Annotated in this window: 14 protein-coding genes; 7 read left to right on the forward strand and 7 right to left on the reverse strand. The window is 72.8% G+C overall.

The features are described from left to right. Positions 1–6: 6 nt before the first annotated feature. The gene (locus OHA34_RS04250) at positions 7–963 is read right to left on the reverse strand and encodes an alpha/beta hydrolase fold domain-containing protein (RefSeq protein WP_329520768.1); all 957 of its coding nucleotides are present in this window, start codon (positions 961–963) and stop codon (positions 7–9) included. Positions 964–994: 31 nt separating this feature from the next. Continuing rightward, a complete protein-coding gene (locus tag OHA34_RS04255; RefSeq protein WP_285943213.1) occupies positions 995–1,828 on the reverse strand; it encodes an aldo/keto reductase in 834 nt (277 codons plus the stop codon). 209 nt (positions 1,829–2,037) lie between these two features. Between OHA34_RS04255 and OHA34_RS04260 the strand changes: the two genes are divergently transcribed. Then, a complete protein-coding gene (locus OHA34_RS04260) occupies positions 2,038–2,640 on the forward strand; it encodes a GNAT family N-acetyltransferase (RefSeq protein WP_329520769.1) in 603 nt (200 codons plus the stop codon). On the opposite strand, the gene OHA34_RS04265 is transcribed toward OHA34_RS04260, so the two are convergent. Further along, positions 2,637–3,629 carry a helix-turn-helix transcriptional regulator gene (locus OHA34_RS04265; RefSeq protein ID WP_329520770.1) on the reverse strand — a complete coding sequence of 331 codons (993 nt, stop codon included), beginning with the start codon at positions 3,627–3,629 and terminating at the stop codon, positions 2,637–2,639. The two genes, OHA34_RS04260 and OHA34_RS04265, sit on opposite strands and share 4 nt — an antisense overlap. Before the next feature lie 93 nt (positions 3,630–3,722). Between OHA34_RS04265 and OHA34_RS04270 the strand changes: the two genes are divergently transcribed. After that, positions 3,723–4,499 (forward strand): alpha/beta fold hydrolase, encoded by a 777-nt coding sequence (locus OHA34_RS04270; protein WP_285943207.1) that lies wholly within the window; start codon positions 3,723–3,725, stop codon positions 4,497–4,499. A gap of 171 nt (positions 4,500–4,670) precedes the next feature. Here the strand turns inward: OHA34_RS04270 and OHA34_RS04275 are convergent, their stop codons facing one another. From OHA34_RS04275 to OHA34_RS04285, 3 genes are all read right to left on the reverse strand, one after another. Then, a complete protein-coding gene (locus tag OHA34_RS04275; RefSeq protein WP_329520771.1) occupies positions 4,671–5,978 on the reverse strand; it encodes a cytochrome P450 in 1,308 nt (435 codons plus the stop codon). Positions 5,979–6,059: 81 nt separating this feature from the next. Then, on the reverse strand, positions 6,060–6,737 hold the full coding sequence (locus tag OHA34_RS04280; RefSeq protein WP_285943203.1) for a phosphatase PAP2 family protein: 678 nt from the start codon (positions 6,735–6,737) through the stop codon (positions 6,060–6,062). A 96-nt stretch (positions 6,738–6,833) separates the two neighbouring features. Next, positions 6,834–8,042 carry an LLM class flavin-dependent oxidoreductase gene (locus OHA34_RS04285; protein WP_285943202.1) on the reverse strand — a complete coding sequence of 403 codons (1,209 nt, stop codon included), beginning with the start codon at positions 8,040–8,042 and terminating at the stop codon, positions 6,834–6,836. 175 nt (positions 8,043–8,217) lie between these two features. Between OHA34_RS04285 and OHA34_RS04290 the strand changes: the two genes are divergently transcribed. Then, complete coding sequence (locus OHA34_RS04290; RefSeq protein WP_285943200.1) at positions 8,218–9,279, forward strand: alpha/beta hydrolase; 1,062 nt, start codon at positions 8,218–8,220, stop codon at positions 9,277–9,279. Between the two features lie 268 nt (positions 9,280–9,547). Then, positions 9,548–10,216 (forward strand): leucine-rich repeat domain-containing protein, encoded by a 669-nt coding sequence (locus tag OHA34_RS04295; protein ID WP_285943198.1) that lies wholly within the window; start codon positions 9,548–9,550, stop codon positions 10,214–10,216. A gap of 255 nt (positions 10,217–10,471) precedes the next feature. Here the strand turns inward: OHA34_RS04295 and OHA34_RS04300 are convergent, their stop codons facing one another. Next, a complete protein-coding gene (locus tag OHA34_RS04300) occupies positions 10,472–13,699 on the reverse strand; it encodes a BTAD domain-containing putative transcriptional regulator (RefSeq protein WP_329520772.1) in 3,228 nt (1,075 codons plus the stop codon). Positions 13,700–13,908: 209 nt separating this feature from the next. Between OHA34_RS04300 and OHA34_RS04305 the strand changes: the two genes are divergently transcribed. The 3 genes from OHA34_RS04305 to OHA34_RS04315 all read left to right on the forward strand — a co-directional run bounded on the left by OHA34_RS04305 (position 13,909) and on the right by OHA34_RS04315 (position 16,083). Beyond that, positions 13,909–14,097 carry a hypothetical protein gene (locus OHA34_RS04305; protein ID WP_329520773.1) on the forward strand — a complete coding sequence of 63 codons (189 nt, stop codon included), beginning with the start codon at positions 13,909–13,911 and terminating at the stop codon, positions 14,095–14,097. 35 nt (positions 14,098–14,132) lie between these two features. Next, positions 14,133–14,570: a DUF4267 domain-containing protein gene (locus OHA34_RS04310; RefSeq protein WP_329520774.1), complete on the forward strand. Its 438-nt coding sequence runs from the start codon at positions 14,133–14,135 to the stop codon at positions 14,568–14,570. 202 nt (positions 14,571–14,772) lie between these two features. Then, positions 14,773–16,083 (forward strand): FAD-binding oxidoreductase, encoded by a 1,311-nt coding sequence (locus OHA34_RS04315; protein ID WP_329520775.1) that lies wholly within the window; start codon positions 14,773–14,775, stop codon positions 16,081–16,083. The last annotated feature ends 32 nt before the right edge of the window (positions 16,084–16,115 follow it).

Below are 16,115 nucleotides of genomic sequence, written 5' to 3' on the forward strand. Positions count from 1 at the left end.
GCGGGGTCAGCCGGCGGCGACGGCTCCGGCGATGAAGGCGACCTGCCGGGTCAGTTCGCGTTCGGCCGCGACGCCGCCGAAGGCGATGAAGCCGTGGGCCGCGTCCGCGACCACGTCGAGTTCGGCGGTGTTCCCGGCGGCCTGCCAGCGCGCGGCCATGAACAGGGAGTCGTCCAGCAGCGGGTCCTCGGTGCCGACGGTGAACCGGGCGGGCGGCATGCCCCGCAGGTCGGCGTACAGGGGCGAGACGGTGGGGTCGCGGCGCTCGGCGGTCCCGAGTCCGGGCAGGTACTGGTCGTAGAACCAGCGCATGGTGCGGGTGGGGATGAACATCTTGTCGTGGCCGGCGAGCTGGCTGGGGGTCATCGACAGGTCGTAGGCGCCGAAGGTGAGCTGCGCGGCGCGGAAGGCGCGGGCGCGGCCGGCCAGCCGCACCAGGGTGAGCGCGGCCAGGTGGGCGCCGGCGGACTCGCCGGCGATGGCCAGGCGGCCGGTGCCGAACTCGGCGGCGGCCTCGGCCATCAGCCAGTTCGCGGCGTCCTCGCAGTCGTCGGCGGCGGCCGGGTGGGGGTGCTCGGGGGCCAGCCGGTAGCCGACGCTGACCACCGCGACGTCCGCGGCGTGCGACATCCCCCACAGCAGCGGATCCTGGGCCCCGGCCGAGCCGAGGGTCCAGCCGCCGCCGTGGAGGTGCAGCAGGACGCCGCGCGGCTCGGCGGGGCGGAAGATCCGCACGGGGATGGCGCCGGCGCGGCCGGGGACGGTGCGGTCGATGCCCTCGGGGATCGGGGCGGCCTGGGCGAAGGGGCCCTCGCCGCGTTCGCGGGCGGCGCGGCTGGCCGCCGGGTCGTCGATCTCCTCCAGGGCGGGCCGGCCCTCCATCGCGGCGGCCAGCCGCTCGTTGGTCGCCCTGGTCTGGTCGGCCACGTCGTCGTCGGTCAAGCTGAATCCGGTGATCGCCATGGCAGGAGTGTGCCATCGCGCGGCGGCGGGGTCAGCCGGTGTAGTTGAAGGTGTCGGGGTCGGGTCCGGTGCGCTCGTCGCGGTTCAGGGCCGAGATGGCCTTGATGTCCTCGCCGGTGAGGGTGAAGCCGAAGACGTCGAAGTTCTCCTGGACGCGGGCGTGCGTGACGGACTTGGGGAAGACGATGTCGCCGCGCTGGAGGTGCCAGCGCAGGGTCACCTGGGCGGGTGTCCGGCCGACGCGGGCCGCGATGCGGCCGATCGTGGGGTCGTCCAGCACCTTGCCCTGGGCGATCGGGGACCACGCCTCGGTGGCGATGCCGTGCTCGGCGTCGAAGGCGCGGGCGTCGTCCTGGGTGAGGTAGGGGTGCACCTCGATCTGGTTGACGGCGGGGACGATGCCGCCCTCGGCCAGGATCCGGCGCAGGTGGGGCGGCTGGAAGTTGGAGACCCCGATCGCCCTGCTGCGGCCCGAGGCGTAGATCTCCTCCAGCGCGTTCCAGGTCTCGGCGAAGTCGCCGACGCCGGGCAGCGGCCAGTGGATCAGGAACAGGTCCAGGTGGTCCAGGCCGAGATCGTCCAGGGTGCGGTCGAACGCCTTGAGCGCGTCGGCCGGGGCGTGGAAGCCGTTGTTCAGCTTGCTGGTGACGAAGATGTCGGCGCGGTCGATCCCGGAGGCGCGCACCGCTTCGCCGACCTGCTTCTCGTTGCCGTACATCTCGGCGGTGTCGATGTGCCGGTAGCCGACCTCCAGGGCGCTCAGCACCGCCTCCTTCGTCCGCTCGGGCGCGATCTGGTAGGTCCCGAAGCCGAGCTGCGGGATCTCGACGCCGTTGTTGAGCTCGATGGAGGGCACTGCCGTCATCGTCGCTGCTCCCTACTGATCGTCCATTTATGCCGACTACTGTGTGTATGACCGGATAGGTGGCCGATAAACAGGGAGTGACGGCAGCGGAGGCGCTGCCCGCCGATCGGCCCGGCGCCCCGCCGTCCTGACCCGGACCGCCGCCGGGGGCGCTGGACGGCGTGTCATATCGGTCGCATGTGGCGGAAGGACGCGAATAGGATCACCGCGTGCTGCAACCCACCTTTCCGCTCGAGACCGAACGTCTGACGCTGCGCCCGTTCGACGACGACGACCTCGGGAGCCTGCACGCCTACCAGTCGCTTCCCGAGGTGGCACGCTACCTGTACTGGGAGCCGCGGAATCTGGAGGAGTCCCGGACCTTCCTGAAGCAGAAGATGGCCGCGACCGGGATCGAGCGGGAGGGCGACTGGCTCGTCCTGGCGGTCGTCCCGCGCGAGACGGGCACGCTGATCGGCGAGGTCAACCTCCAGTGGAGCAGCCGCGAGCACCGGCAGGGCGAGATCGGCTACATCATCAACCCCGCCTACCACGGCCAGGGGTTCGCCACCGAGGCGGCCGAGGCCGTGCTGCGGCTGGGGTTCGAGGGGCTCGGCCTGCACCGCGTCGTCGGGCGGCTGGACGGCCGCAACGCCGCGTCGGCGCGGGTGCTGGAGCGGCTCGGGATGCGGCACGAGGCGCATCTGGTGGAGAACGAGCTGGTCAAGGGCGAGTGGACCGACGAGGTCGTGTACGCGATGCTCGCGCAGGAGTGGAAGGCCCGCTCGGCGATCAAGCCGGGCCGGCGGGGGCGGCGCAACCGCCACGACTAGGGCGGGCCCGGTGCGGGCCGGCCTGCGCCCGGGTTCGGGTTCGGGCGGGCGGCCTGCTCGGTCAGGACGCGGGCGAGGTCGCGGATGTGGGCGCGCAGCTCGTCGGGGCGGTGCACGACGAAGGGCCAGCCGAGCCCGGCCAGCATCCGCGCCATGCCGTCCAGGTGCTCGGCGCGGGTGGACATGAGCACTCCCCCGCCGGCCCGGGTGAGTGTGGCGACCGATGGGGGGACGCGGCGGCGCGCCTCGTCCAGGGAGGTCTCCAGCAGCACCTCGACGTCGTGCGCGTAGGGGACGGCGGCCAGGGCGCGGGTGACCTGGCGGACGGGGTCGGCGTCGTCGGGGACCTCGTAGGTCTCGGTGCCGGGCTCGGCGGCCAGCACCCGGTCGACGCGGAAGGTGCGGACCTCGCCGCTGCGGTGGTCGTGGCCGGTGACGTACCAGCGGCCCGAGTGGAACACCAGCCCGTAGGGGTCGAGGTCGCGTTCGCTCTCGGCGTCCCGCCATGACCGGTAGCGCAGCCGGACGCGGCGGCGGGCGCGGGCGGCGGCGGCGAGAGTGAGGAGTGCGGCGGTGGCGGGGGCGGTGCCGTCGCGGGCCGCGAGGGTGAATCCGAGGGTCTCCTCCAGCGCCTGGACGCGTTCGCGGAGTGCGGCGGGCAGCACGCGCTGCACCTTGGCGAGGGCGCTCTCGGTCGCCCCGGCGGGGAGCCCGATGCGGCGTCCGGCCAGCAGGCCAAGCACGACGGCGGTGGCCTCATCGTCGGTGAGCATCAGGGGCGGGAGCTTGAAGCCGGGCGTCAGCCGGTAGCCGCCGTACCGCCCGCGTTCGGCCACGACGGGGACGCCGAGGTCGCCCAGCCGCGCCGCGTACCGGCGGACGGTGCGCTCGTCCACCTCCAGGCGCCGGGCCAGTTCGGCGCCGCCCATCCGGTGGTTGGCCTGGAGCAGCTCGAGCATGGTCAGGACGCGGGTGGTCGGGTGTGACACGGGGCACTCTCTTAATCCGGGCGGGTTCTGTCCGGATTCGACCGTACCTTCGGGGCGGCGCCAACGAGGCACCGATGAGGCAGGGAGATCGAGATGGCGACGTTCGTGCTGGTCCCGGGTTATTGGCTCGGCGGGTGGGCGTGGGACGAGGTGGCCGGCGTCCTGCGCGCGGCGGGCCACACGGTGCACGCGGTGACGTTGACGGGGCTGGCCGAGCGGGCCGCCGAGGCGGGTCCGGGCGTGGACGTGGACACTCATGTCGGCGACCTGACCGCGCTCATCGAGGGCGGTGATCTGCGCGAGGTGGTGCTGGTCGCGCACAGTGGCGCGAACATGGCGGTCACCGGGGCGGCCGACCGGCTTGCGGGCCGGGTCGCGCGGGTGGTCTACGTCGACAGCGGGCCGCTGCCGTCGGGGATGGCGGGGATCGACTTCCACGATCCGGCGGAACGGGCGGCGCTGGAGAAGCGGGTCGCGGACGAGGGCGAGGGGTGGCGGATCCCCGTGCCGCCGTTCGATCCGGACGCCGATCCGGGCAATCTGGCCGGACTGGACGCGGAGCGGCTGGCGCAGATGCGCGAGCGCGGAACGCCGCAGCCGTTCGCCACGGCGACGCAGCCCCTGCTGCGTCCCGACCCGCTGCCGTCCACGCCGCGGACCCTGATCGCCAGCACCATCCCGCTCGCGGCGGTCGAGCAGATGGCGGCGGCGGGAAACCCGGTGTTCTCGCTGATGGCCGGGCCGGAGTGGACCCACCGGGACCTGCCGACGGGGCACTGGCCGATGTTCTCCAGGCCGCGCGAGCTGGCGGCGCTCCTGGCCGAGGCCGCCGGCGACCCGATGGGGCGTGAGGCCGTCCGGGAGGTCTAGGCCCTATTTCAACGCCCGGCCCGGCGTCCTCGCCTGGCGGCTCGGACGCCGACCTGGCTTGGGCGAGCGCGACATCGCTTCGCGATCTGGACGGTGGGGCTTGCCTCCGGCTTCGCCCCACCGTCCAGATAACGCGCTCGCGCGACGGCCGAGGCACTTTGAGACAGGGCCCTAGGCGGGCGGGGCGGTGGGGGGCGGGGTGAAGGTGCAGGGCAGCCGCTTGAAGCCGTTGATGAAGCCGGACATCAGCCGGTCGGGTTCGCCGTCGGCGCGCAGGTCGGGCAGGCGGGTGTACAGCTCGCGGAACATCACGGTGATCTCGCGGCGGGCCAGGTTGGCGCCCAGGCAGAAGTGCGGACCGGGCCCGCCGAACCCGACGTGCGGGTTCGGGGAGCGGGTGATGTCGAAGGCGTCGGGGTCGGTGAAGACCGCCTCGTCGCGGTTGGCGGAGTTGTAGAAGAGGATGACCTTGTCGCCGGCCTTGTAGTGGTGGCCGTTCAGCTCGTGGTCGGCGGCCAGGTTGCGGCGGAACATGATGACGGGCGTGGAGTAGCGGACGATCTCCTCGACGGCGCCGGCGATGCGGCCGTCGAAGTCCTCCATGAGCAGGTCGAGCTGGCCGGGGTTGTCGGTGAACAGCTTCAGGCCGTGCGCGATGGCGGTGCGGGTGGTCTCGTTGCCGGCGACGACCAGCAGCAGGAAGAACGTGCCGAACTCCCGGGCGGTGAGCTTCTCGCCGTCGACGTTGGCGTTGACCAGCGCCGAGGTGAGGTCGCCGGTGGGCGCGGCGATCCGCTCCCTGCCGAGCTTGGCGGCGATGACGTGCAGGTCGCGGCCGGCCTTGGCGACCTTGGCGAGGCCGAGGCCGGTGCGCAGCCGGCCCATGTCAGGGGTGATGCCGGTGTACTCGGGGTCGGTGTTGCCGAGCACGATGTTGGTGAGCCGCAGGACCCGCGGGTACATCTCGGCGGGGATGCCGAGCATGTCGCAGATGACCTCGACCGGCAGCCGCACCGCGACCTTGGCGACGAAGTCGCCGGGGCCGGAGGCGATCAGCTCGTCGACGATCCGGACGGCGCGGCGGCGCACGTCGTCCTCGGTGCGGGCGAGCATCTTGGGGCTGAACGCGCGGGACACGATGCGGCGGATCTTGGCGTGCCGCGGGTCGTCCATGTTGATCATGGAGTCGACGTAGCGGGCGAGCCAGCTCGGCGAGTCGATGATGCTGGTGGCGTTGGGCTCGCTGCTGAAGATCGTGGGGTTGCGGCTGGCCTCGACGACGTCGGCGTGCCGGACCAGCGCCCAGTAGCCCTTGCCCCGCTTGGTGAAGGGCACCGGCGGGTCGGCGAAGAAGGAGGGGCCGTCCTGCGCGCGGAGCGTGGCGAAGACCGCGGCCCGTTCCTCCAGCGGGCGGCCCCAGAACCGCAGGTCGCTCAGGTCGATGCCGCCGACTGCCCCGTCCGCGTGCTGGATGGTCACTGTCGTGCCTCCGCTCCTCGTCCTGGCCCCATGCTTGGGTAAGCGACCGGTTACGGTCAATGGCGGACGGAAGCGTGTGACTTACGACACTGCATACATTTCGCTGCGTTCCGGGCGGGTGCCGGCGCGCCGCGGGACCAGGGCGCGGCCCGCGCAGCCGAGCAGCACCCCGAGCGCCCAGCCGGCCAGGGCGTCGGTCGGCCAGTGGTAGCCGAGGGTCACGACCGCGACCGCGACGACGGCGGCCAGGGCGTGCGCGGCGATCGTCCAGCCGCGGGACGCGCCGCACAGCGCCGCGACCAGGAGCAGGCAGGCGGCGGCGTTGGCGGCGTGCCCGGACGGATAGGACAGGTATCCGCTCTCGAACAGCACGTCGTGGCCCGTCCGCGGCGGGGTGCGCGCGAACGCGAGCTGCGCGCCCCGGATGACCGCCTCGGTGACGACCAGCCAGGCGCCGGCCCGCACCGCCGTCCACGGGCCGGCGCCGCGCCGCCACGCCGCGGCCAGCGCGGCCACCGCGACGGCGGAGGCGGCCAGCCAGTGCTGGCCGCCGTTGACCACCGTCCGCCAGATCCAGTGCCAGGCGCCGTCGCGGCGCGGGAGGCCGCCGGAGAAGACCCACTGGTCGAGGTGCCGGAGCGGCCCCCCGGCGAGCACGTCCAGCGTGACCGCGACCGCGACGGCGGCGGCGATCATGGGAAGGGCGGAGGGGCGCGGCGGCACCGGCCGGCGCCCGCCTCCGTACCGGAGCACCTGCATGCCCTCGATCCTGCCGCACACCGCGAGTGCCCGGTCCGCGAGCCGGCGGCGGACGGCGCGGCCGGTGGGGGCGGTGGGGGCGGACGGTCCACGGTCTCAGTCCGCCGCCTGGCCGCCCGGCCCGTCCGCCACGCGCCGGGCGGACTCCTCCTCCTGCTGTTTGATCTTGGCGGCGATCGCGTCGGTGGTGGCGCCGAAGAAGGCCGGCCGGTTCCGCGCCGCCCAGTCGCTGGAGGCGGTCAGCGAGCGCGCCGAGCCCTGGAACACCGGCGCGACGTACCGGGCGAACAGCTCGTAGGAGCGGCGGGTCTGCGCGGTGTCGGCCCACTCGTGGCCCATCAGCAGGTAGGTGCCGAAGCCGCCGGACTGGGCGGTGAGGCGTTCGATCTGCGCGATGGCGTCGTCGGGGGTGCCGATCACGCCCATCCCGGTGGCGTTGATCGCCTCGACCAGCGCGTCGGGGTCGGTGGTGTCGGGCGCGATGGGCAGCGCGGCGATCCGCTGGAAGTAGGCGACCCAGTCGGCCAGGCCGAACGCCACGTCCCGGGCGGCCTGCTCGCGGGTGTCGGCCAGGTGCATGGGGCCGACCAGCCGCCAGTTCCCGCGGTCGGCGGTGGTGCCGTACTCGGCGGCGCGGTCGCGCAGGGCGCCCCAGTGGTAGCCGAGGGCGTCGAATCCGGCGGACTGGGTAGCGCCGAGCGACAGCAGCCCGCAGCCGAACCGGCCGGCGGCGCGGGGGCCGCTCGGCGAGACCATCGCGGCGACCGCGACCTCCAGTTCCCGCTGGTAGGGGCGGAGCTGGAGGCGGGCGTCGCGCAGCTCGAACCAGTCGGTCCGCATCGTGACCGGCTCGTCGCCGCGCAGCAGCAGCAGGATCGCCTCCAGCGCCTGTTCCATCATGTCGCGCTGCCGGGCAACCGGGATGCCCATCATGTGGGCGTCGGAGGGCAGCGCGCCGGGTCCGGCGCCGAGCATGACCCGGCCGCGGGTGAGGTGGTCGAGCAGCACCATCCGGTCGGCGAGCAGCAACGGGTGGTGGAAGGGCAGGGAGGAGACGCCGGTGCCGAGCCTGATGTGCCGGGTGCGTTCGGCGGCGACGCCGATGAACACCTCGGGCGAGGCGATGATCTCGTAGCCGGCCGAGTGGTGCTCGCCGATCCACGCCTCGTCGAAGCCGAGGGCGTCCAGGTGGGCGATCAGGTCCAGGTCGCGTTCCAGCGCGAGGGTGGGGTTCTGTCCGGAGGGGTGGAACGGGGCGAGGAAGATGCCGAACCGCCGGGGCCCGGTCGGAGGGGAGGTGCTCATGTACGTGCCTACCATCCCTGACCGGATCCCGCCACAATGATGCACTTTGACTCACTTTGTAACAGGAGATGGTGGTTTTCTTGTTACTCCGCCCTGTAGATCGTTTAGCCGGATGGCGGGACACTCGGCGGCAGTCGCGCGGCCACGGGGGCCGTGCTGTGCCGCGAGGTGATCCATGACACGCTCCGCCCGTCGAGAGGTCCTCGATCCGTCCTCCCGATGGCGCCGTTCGGTCGCGGCCGGGGCGATCGCCGCGGCCGCCGTGGCGGGCACCGGGACGGCGGGCGCGGTCACCGCCCTCGCCGGGACCGCGGCCGCGGCCGCCCCGATCGGCGCGGACGACGGGGCGAGGATCACCGGCGAGACCCGGATCAACGCCGGCGAGGTCGACCTGACCATCAACTCCCCCGCGCTCGGCAAGTCGGTGAAGACGCGGGTGCTGCTGCCCCGCGGCTGGCAGCGCGGCGCGCGGGCCGCCTACCCGGTGGTGTACGCCTTCCACGGCGGCCAGGACCGCTACGACTCCTGGACCCGCAACACCGACATCGAGGCGTGGGCCGCCAAGTACAACGTGCTGGTGGTGATGCCCGAGGCCGCCGACGGCTCGTACACCGACTGGTACAACTACGGCAAGGGCGGCACTCCCAAGTGGGAGACCTTCCACACCGCCGAGGTCCGCCAGCTCATGGAGCGCAACTACGGGGCCGGGTCGGAGCGGGCGGCGATCGGCAACTCCTCGGGCGCGCAGGGCGCGATGTCCTACGCGGCCCGGCACCCGGGGTTGTTCAAGTACGCGGCGGCGCTGAGCGGGACCCTGGCGATGCGGGCCCCGGGCATGCCGGCGATGCTGATGTTCACCAACGCGGGCAACGGGCAGGACCCGTTCGCGATCTGGGGCATCCCGCGCGTCGACGACGCCAACTGGGCGGCGCACGACCCGTACGCGCTGGCCGACAAGCTGCGCGGCGTGGGCCTGTTCTTCTCCGCGGGGACCTCGGGGCGGCCCGGTCCGGGCGACCCCGACGTGGCTCCGTGGGACATCGGCCTGCTGAGCGAGATCGCGATCGGCGCGAACAACAAGGACTTCCAGAAGCGGCTGGACGAGCTGAAGATCCCCTACACCGCGCACATCTACGGCGACGGGCGGCACAACTGGCCGGCCTGGATCCGGGAGGCGCAGTTCGTGTGGCCGGCGATGATGAAGTCGATCGGCGCCCAGCCCGCGGCGGCGCGCTGACCGGCGCCCTGCGCCGCACCCGGCGTTCATGAGGGGCCCGGCCCTGGAGCGGTGACCGCTCCAGGGCCGGTCTCATCCGCCGTGCCCGGACCGGAATACCTTGGCGGCCGGTCGGCATGCACACCAGTGACCTGCACGAAGATCTCTACTTTGGGGACCATCGCGCCTTCCCGAGTCCCGGGCCGACTTCAATGCCATCATGGACGACCTCGACGACCTCGACGACCTCGACGACGCCGATGACACTATGCAAGAGATGAGCTGATCGATGCCGCTCCTCGAACCTCAGGTGGAACAGGCCGTTCAGCGCCGGTTGCAGGGAAATCCGCCTTTCAGCGACGCCGACTTCGCCCAGCTCGACACCCTGGCCGTCCTGTTCCCCTGTGACCTCGGCGACCTTGCTCGTTTCCCCATGCTGAGCACGCTGCACGTGGTCGGCTTCGGGGGATGCGATCTCGCGGCGCTGGCCGGCCACCCGCGGCTGGCGTCGCTTTCCATGCGGTTCAGTGCGCTCGCCGACGTGAGCGCGGTGCTGACGCTGCCCATGATCCGCCGCCTCCAACTGCCCCTCAACGCCATCGAGGACATCAGCGCCCTGCGGTCCGGGCTGCCCAAGTTGCGCGAGGTCGACCTCACTGGCAACCCGCTCTCCGAGGAGAGCTATTGCGAGGTGGTGCCCGAGTTGCGGCAGCGGGTCAGGGAGACCGTGACCGTCTCCGAGGAACGGGAGTGGCAGATCACCCGCAGGCTCTACGCCGCCGGGGTGCCGTTCGACTACTTCCGGCACGGCGACACCTATCTCCTGTGCCGGCCTGGCCTGGCGTTCACCGGCACGCCGGACGCGGGTCACGCGGAAATCGGCCCCGACGAGCTGGAGGCGGTCCTGCAGCGGGGCCCGGAGGAAGTCCACAAGCTGTTCGCTCGGGAAGCAGGCTAGGCGCACCCGAACCATCGCCGCGAGCGCGGTTGTCTCACGTCTCGTCTCACTGCTTCCCCGGCCCCAACGCGTGCGGGCACGCGCGACTGAGACGACCGCGGCTGAGACTTCGGCAACGAGCACCAGGCGCTCGTCGTCGCCGACACGAAGGCTGTCTTTGCAGGACACCGCCGATCCCCTGCGCCAGGGGAGCCGACTCGCCCTCCCCGGAGTCGCCTCGGGGACCAGGTTGACCAACCTCCCTGGGCGGTACAGCTAGGTGGTCGTTCGCGACCGGGCCGCGGCAGCCCAATGAGGTGCGTTCCACCGGTCGGCGATGGCGGCGGCCTGAGCGAAGTGGGCGGCGGCCTGGTGGTCGCGGCCGAGGAGGACGGCCAGCTCGCCGAGGGTGTGAGCGACCGGGCGCAGCGCCAACGACAGGCTCGTGGCGCCCGCCGGGGGGCCGTCGCGGTGAGGAAGCAGCCTGGCGTAGATCTCCTCGGCCGCGGCGCGGTCGTCCAGGGCGATGACGGCCATCGCGCGGAGGGTCGTGAGGAAGGTGAAGAAGTAGTCGGGCCGGATCGGGGCCGAGGTATCTACCCGGTGGGCTTCGGTGATCAGGCCGTTGCCGTGCAGGGCGAGGGCCAGCAGGTCGGAGGCGATCGGGCCGGACGCCTCGTGGAGGGTGCGCACCTCGTCGAGGTGCTCGCCGAGCGTGCCGTTGTTCACCCACGTCGCGGCCAGCGCGAAGCCGAGGAAGCCGGAGGAGTGCAGGGATCCGGCGCGCCGCATGCCGTTGGCGGCCTGGGTGTAGAGCCGTTCGGCCTCGGCGAACCGGCCCTCGATGAGGGTCAGGGTCGCCAGTGTCACTTCGGCGACGCCTGTCGCCTCGGGCACCCGGTAGGTGCGCGCGAGGTCGAGGGCCTCGGTGGCCACCCGGCGCATGGTGGTCGGGTCGTTGGCCTCAGCGGCGGCACAGGCGTGGTTGAGCAGGCCGGTGACGCGGTAGGCGGGCACACCGTGCTCCACGCCGATCGCCACCAGTTCGCGGCAGAGCTCGGCGCGTCCGGACGGTCCGCCGACGCCGCGGGCCAGGACCCCGATCGCCGCCGCCCGGAGGTGGGGCCCGGTGGCGAGGTCGAGCGCCTCGCGGGCCGCCGCCAGGGCGGTGGGGTCATCCTCGCCGGCCAGTTCGTCGGCGTAGGCGGTGAGGAGGCGGCCGCGTACCTCCGGAGCCAGGTCGGTGCGCTTGAGTAGGCGGCTCAGCCGGTCGACGATGGGCCGGTCCACCGTGCCGTACGGGCGGGACTGCCATGGCGTCGGCTCGGTCCAGGCGGTGAACGCGGCGATCATCAGGTCGTCGCGTCCCAGCGACTCGGCGTACTCGACGGCCTGACGGCGGGTCCGGCGGGCGGCGGCCACGGCACCGGCCCGGACCTGCGCCCGCAGCAGCCTGCCGTGCAGGTCGACGCGTTCCTGTGGGCTGGTCGAGTTCGCGACCGCGTCCTTGAGGAGATCGGCCGCGACGTCGTGGGCGTAGCGCGCCTCGGCCAGTTCGGCGGCCCGGACGCAATAGCCGACGGCCTTGGGAGACCCGGCTCGCGCGTAGTGGTGCGCGAGCGCCGTGATGTCACCGGTGGCTTCCAGGGCGGCGGCGATGCGGGCATGCATGCGGGACGCCCGCAGGCGGCTGACGTCGGCGACCAGGGTGTCGCGAACGAGGGCGTGAACGAACCGCACCCGTCCGGGGCCGGGCTCGCTCAGCAGCCCGGCGATCACCCCCGCGTCCAGTGCGTTCAGCACGCCTTCCTCGTCGGTGTCGGCGGCGTTCACCAGCACCTCCACCGAGCTCTCCCGGCCCGCGACCGCTGCCAGCCGCAGCACGGCCACACCTCCCCCGGGCAGCCGCGCCAGGCGCCGCCGCAGCACGTCCCGTACGCCCTCCGGGACCTCGGAGAGGGCGACCAGCGCGCCCTCTCCGTTCACCAGCCGCGCGCTCTCCCGCACATAGAACGGGTTGCCGCCGGTGCGTTCGGCGATTCCGGCGACGGTCTCGTCGTCGGCCTCGCACTCGTTCCGTACGACCTGCGCGACGGCCGCGTCGTCCAGGCCGGGCAGGGCGAGCCGGAGGGGCGTGGCGCGCGCGAGGGAGGCCAGCGTTTCGGTGAGGTGGCCGCTCTCGTCCGCCCGGTACGCCGCCACGACCAGAACGGGGGCCCGCATGCCGAGGCCGCCGCCGAGCAGCTCCAGCGTGACGGCGTCCGCCCAGTGCAGGTCGTCCAGCACGACGGCGACCGGGCGTTCCGCGGCGACCGCCGCGAGCCACTTCCACACGGCTTGGCGCAGGTGGAACCGTCCCGCGGTGGCGTCGACGTTCACCGGCTCGGTGTCGGCGAGTAGCGGCGCGAGGTCGTCCGCGAACTCGCCCGGGGACGTGGTCGCGGCAACGGCTCTCAGCGCCTCGGTCCAGGCCCACGCGGGCGGCGCGCTGTCGACCTCGGGACAGCGGCCGACGGCGACCAGCCACCCGTCACGTTCGAGCCGCCTGCCGAGGTGTTCCAGCAGCGTCGACTTGCCGAGCCCGGCCTCGCCGGTGACAAGGGCGATGCGGGCGCCGTCGGCCGCGGCCTCGGCGGCGGCCGTGACCAGTGCCGACAGCTGTGCCTCGCGTCCGACGAACGGCGCCTCGACGATCGGAGCCGGCCGCGGCAGCGGTGCGGCCGGCGGTGGCGGGGGCACGGTCGCGCGCATGACGTCCGTGCGCTGGGTGAGGATCGCCTCCTCCAGCGCCCTCAGGTCCGGGCCGGGGTCGAGCCCGAGCTCCTCGGCGAGGATGCCGCGGGCGCGGCGGAGCGCCGCCAGCGCGTCGGCTTGGCGGCCACTGCTCCACAGTGCCAGGGCGTGCAGCCGCCAGCCTTCCTCGCGCAGCGGCTCGTGGCGGGTGAGCCGCTCGGCCTCGGGAACCACCGCGGCGGGGTCGCCGATTCGCAGACCCGCCGCGACGTGCAGTTCGGTGGCGACCAGGCGCAGCTCGTTCAGCCGGGCCGTCTCGGCGGCGGCCCACGGCTCATCGGCGACCTCGGCGAACGCCGGTCCCTGCCACAGCCCCAGCGCCTCGGCGAGCCGAGCCTGGGCGGCGCGCGGGTCGGTGACCGTACGGGCCTGGTCGAGCAGGCCCTCGAACCGCCACGCGTCCACCGACTCCGGCGGCAGCCGCAGCGCATAGCCGGGCGCCGCGCTCACCAGCAGCCGGGCCGGCGTGCGCGCCGGCCGGCCGGGCTCCAGCAGCCGGCGCAGGTTGGACACATACGCCTGCAAGGACATCAGCGCCCGCGCGGGCGGCTCCCCGCGCCACAGATCCTCGATCATCCGGTCGACCGGCACGACCTGCCCGCGCGCCGCCACCAGCAACGCCAGCACACCCCGCTGCCGCGGCCCGCCGAGGTGAACGGCCGCACCGTTCACCTCGGTCGCGAACGAGCCCAGCACCCGGATGAAGACCATGATCCGCACATCGTATGTGGACTGTCCAAGTCGGCTCCAAATCCCCTCCAAACACCCGGGAGCAGCCTGAACACCTCGCGACCGACCAGTCGCAATCCAACAGAGGCAGGAGCAGATGAGCGTCAACACCCAGGACATGGAGATCGTCCACCGCGTCCTCCACCGTGAGTCACGGCTGCTGGTGGAGCTCGTCGCGGCCGTCGCCCCGGGTGACACCGCTCGCGCCTAACAACCCCCCCAAGCCCACCCTGCTCACGCTCTTCGGCGCCGTCCTGGAAGACGCGAACCCGGCCGAGCGTGCCATCGTCCTCAGCGGCCTCCCCGCCCCGGTCCGCGTCATCTGGCACGTCATCGGCCGCCCCCGCTACGCCCGCCACATCCGCCGCGTCCGCGGCTGAACCCTGCCCAGTTTGAACATCGGAGGAGAAGAACCATGTCGCTGAAGAACGTCAACACCGTCCTGGCCACCGCCGGCGTCCTGTTCACCCTCTACCTCGGGGTGTCCTTCATCCTGACCCCCGAGACGTCCGCTCCAGGCTTCGGCCTGCCGAGCTGGCCCGCTGGCGACGGCGGCGGCTTCCTCATCGTGAAGGGCAGCCGCGAGATCGCGATGGGCCTGGCCATGGGCATCCTGCTGGTGTCGGGCCACCGCCGGGCCCTGGGCTGGGTCCTGCTGATGACGGCCGTCGCCCCGTTCGGCGACATGATCACCGTCCTGGCCCACCACGGCTCCGTCGCCGCCGCGTTCGGCATCCACGGCCTGACCTCGGCGCTGATCGTGGCCGCCGGCCTGCTGATCCTCCGCGAGACCGGCAAGGCCCGCAAGGCCCAGGAGGCCGCCGCCCCAGCGCCCGCCGGGCAGCCCGCCTGACGTCTGCACGCCCCGAAGGGGTGGCCCGAGAACTTGCCGAAGCAGCAGCGTGTTGACGTGCACCAGCGCGGACCACCACAGGTGCAGGGCCAGCATCGAGGTTTCGGCGTGATCCTTGTCCGGCCGGTCGGGGCGCCGTCCTTCCCGTAGTGCAGCACGGTATTCCTTCGCATTTTCTGAGAACTCGAAAAGGGAGACGACGATGACGATCAACGATCTGCGCGGTGTCCTCAAAGGGCGCGTGCTCCTGGCCGATGACGACGGCTTTGAACAGGCGGCCACCGCGTGGAATCTGACCGTCAGGCAGCCCGTGGCGGCCGTGGTGGAGGCCGCGGATGCCGATGACGTGGCGGCGCTCGTGCGTTACGCGCGGCGGGCGGGTATGACGGTGACCGCGCAGCCGAGCGGGCATGGCGCCTCGGGTGATGTGGAAGGCCTGATCCTGTTGCGTACCGGCCTGCTGAACGAGGTGGAGGTACGCGCGGAGGAGCGCGTGGTCCGGGTGGGCGCGGGTGTGAAGTGGGGGCAGGTGCTGGCGGCGGCCGGTCCGCTGGGTCTGACCGGCCTGTCCGGCAGCGCGCCGGGAGTCAGCGTGACCGGCTACACCCTGGGCGGTGGGGTCGGCTGGTTCAGCCGCAAGTACGGCTTCGCCTCCGACAGCGTGCGGGCCATCGACATCGTGGACGCCGATGGCGAGCCGGGCCGGGTGACCGCCGAGTCCGATCCCGAGCTGTTCTGGGCGCTGCGCGGCGGTGGCGGGGACTTCGCGGTGGTGACCGCCCTCGAACTCGAGCTGTATCCCGCGCCGGTCCTGTACGGCGGGCGTGTGATCTGGCCGGAGCACCGGACCAGGGAGGTGTACGACGCGTTCCTGGAGATCACCGCCGAGGCGCCGCGTGAACTCAGTGTCTGGATCAACCGGCTCCAGCCACCCGGCGCGTCGCCGATGGTGACGCTGGATCTGGCCTACCTGGGTGAGGCGGCTCAGGGGGAGGATCTGCTGGCGCGCATCGACAAGATCGAGGGTGCGATCTCCGACAGCCGCGGCGTCGTCCCGGTTGCCGATCTGGGTGGCATCACCGCCGAGCCCACCGATCCGGCTCCGTCCATCGCTCGTGCGGAGCTGCTCACCGGCCTGGACGCGGACGCGGTGGAGCTCCTGCTGGCCAAGCCGGTCGAACCGCTCATCAACGTGCAGATCAGGCACCTGGGCGGGGCGCTCGCCGAGCCGGACGGCGGGGCCGGTGCGAGCGGCGCGGTGGCCGAGCCGTACCTGCTCGGCCTGCTGGGTCTCGGCCTGCCGCACGCGGCCGATGCGACGCGCGCCAAGCAGGCCGAGGTCGTGGCCGACCTGGAGGCCTACATCAGCGGCCGCAAGCCGTACACCCTGCTGTCCCCCGGTGAGACGGCGGCGAAGTCCTTCTCCGGCAGCGCGCTCGCGCGGCTGCGGGAGATCAAGCGGGCCCGTGACCCGCACAACGTGTTCCGCGCTAACTACCCGGTGCTCGGATAGATCGGTTCCCAGCAGGTCACGGCCCCTCCGCC

The organism is Spirillospora sp. NBC_01491 (genome assembly GCF_036227065.1).
GTDB lineage: Bacteria > Actinomycetota > Actinomycetes > Streptosporangiales > Streptosporangiaceae > Spirillospora > Spirillospora xylanilytica.